This window comes from Pseudomonas sp., assembly GCF_037994325.1.
Classification (GTDB): domain Bacteria; phylum Pseudomonadota; class Gammaproteobacteria; order Pseudomonadales; family Pseudomonadaceae; genus Aquipseudomonas.
On sequence record NZ_JBBNAH010000035.1, the window covers coordinates 1 to 1,892 of the forward strand.

A 1,892-nucleotide genomic window follows, 5' to 3' on the forward strand; every position below is an offset into this window, starting at 1 on the left:
GCCCTCACCCCTAGCCCCTCTCCTGCTAGCGGGAGAGGGCGGGGGGGAGAGGGCCGGGGGCAACAGCGATTTCCGCACCATAAAAAAGCCCCCATAGTCATCAACTACGGGGGCTTCTTATTACAGCTGCTTTACTGGGTTTTAATCCCACGCAAATACGCCGCAGGTGCCGCGCCCAAGTTGCTCAGCAAACGCTCGCTGTACCAGTCAATAAAGTTCACCACACCAAACTCATAGGTCTTCGAATACGGCCCTGGCTGGTAGGCGGTGGAGTTAATACCTTTCTGGTTTTCTTCGGCCAAACGACGGTCTTGGTCGTTGGTGGCGTCCCACACTTCACGCATACGCGCCGGGTCGTAGTCGACGCCTTCAACCGCGTCTTTGTGCACGATCCATTTGGTGGTGACCATGGTTTCCTGGGCGCTGATCGGCCACACGGTGAAGACAATAATGTGGTCGCCCATGCAGTGGTTCCACGAGTGCGGCAGGTGCAGGATGCGCATGGAACCGAGGTCCGGGTTTTTGATCCGGCCCATCAGTTTTTGGCAGCCTTGTTTGCCGTCCAGGGTCATCGACACGGTGCCTTTAAGCAGCGGCATGCGCACGATGCGGTTACGCAGGCCAAAGCTGGCGTGGGCGTAAGGGATCTTTTCCGCATCCCAGGCAGCAGCCGATGCTGCAACGTGGTCTTTAAACGCTTGGTCGGCGCGTGGGTCGGTGACGTCGTCCCACTCCAGCAAGGTTTTCAGCAGTTCTGGGTGTGAACCGTTGCAGTGGTAGCACTCGCGGTTGTTTTCGATCACCAGCTTCCAGTTGGCTTTTTCCATCAACGTGGTTTGCACGGCGATCTTGGTGTTCTCCATATCGTAGGGCTCCATGTAATGGGCCAACGTGGAGAGAAACTCGTCGATAGCCGGCGGGTTTTCCGCCAGGGACACAAAGATATAACCGCCCGCCACTTTCACGTGCACAGGCTTCAAGCCGAACTTCTTCATATCGAAGTCGTCGCCCATTTCGGTGCCGGCATACAGCAGGCGACCGTCGAGCTCGTAGGTCCACTGGTGATAGGGACAGACAAGCTTGGCCACCTTGCCTTTAGCGCCAGTGCACAGGCGCGAACCGCGATGGCGGCAAACGTTATGGAAGGCATTGACCACGCCATCGGCGCCGCGAATCACCACGATCGGGTTGTTGCCCAATTGAAAGGTGATGTAGTTGCCCTTGGCCGGGATCTCGCAGGTCATGCCAGCGATCAACCATTCTTTGTGGAAGATCTCCTGCATATCGATTTCAAACAGGCGCTCGTCGTTATAGAACGGCTGCGGCAGCGAGTAGGTGCGCTCGCGGTTTTGCAGCATCTCGGCGGTGGCCTTGCGTGCCGGTTCCAGTGGGTCGCCCAAACTCAGGGTAGAAGTGTCCATCGTTGAATCCTCATGGCTGATCGCGGTGTGCGCCCAGCGAAAATGGCGGTTGGTGTTCACGCAAGGCGCTTGTGCAGCGCTCTCTGGTTGGCCAAGAGCTGACCTGTATTGCAGTGGAGTGTGGGGTCGAGGCAATTCGGGGCCTTATCTATGGGCGACACGGCCGAATCCGTTTCCGACGCGCTAGCCCCTATGGTTGGGGGCTGGTCGCGGTGAGCATGTGAATGTCGCAGATAGGTAAGTGAGCCCCTAGGCGCATGCCCACAATCGGCGCCATAGTCACAACCACCGTTGTGTTGGCCGGGCGTACCGGTACGGCGCACTTCCATATCTGGCGCGGGAGCGATCATGTCCAACACCTTCCTTAACCCGGTCAACACGCAGACCTGGGCCAATGGCCGCCACCTGGTGCGTTGCGTCAACGTCATTCAGGAAACCCTGGATGTCCGTACCTTCTGCTTTATGGCCGAC

The 1,892-nt window shown here is 58.0% G+C and carries 1 protein-coding gene and 1 pseudogene; one reads left to right on the top strand and one right to left on the bottom strand.

Annotation, left to right across the window (positions count from 1 at the left end):
* Positions 1-131 precede the first annotated feature (131 nt).
* Positions 132-1,421 carry a glycine-betaine demethylase subunit GbcA gene (gbcA, locus tag AAAB16_RS01140; protein ID WP_340661676.1) on the bottom strand — a complete coding sequence of 430 codons (1,290 nt, stop codon included), beginning with the start codon at positions 1,419-1,421 and terminating at the stop codon, positions 132-134.
* A gap of 348 nt (positions 1,422-1,769) precedes the next feature.
* On the opposite strand from gbcA, the pseudogene AAAB16_RS01145 reads away from it, so the two are divergent.
* Positions 1,770-1,892 (top strand): annotated as a pseudogene (locus tag AAAB16_RS01145) (hybrid-cluster NAD(P)-dependent oxidoreductase); the annotation flags it as partial.

Coding starts and splice junctions, on each gene's coding strand:
- gbcA (WP_340661676.1), bottom strand. CDS start 1,421: ATGGACACTTCTACCCTGAGTTTGGGCGACCCACTGGAACCGGCACGC.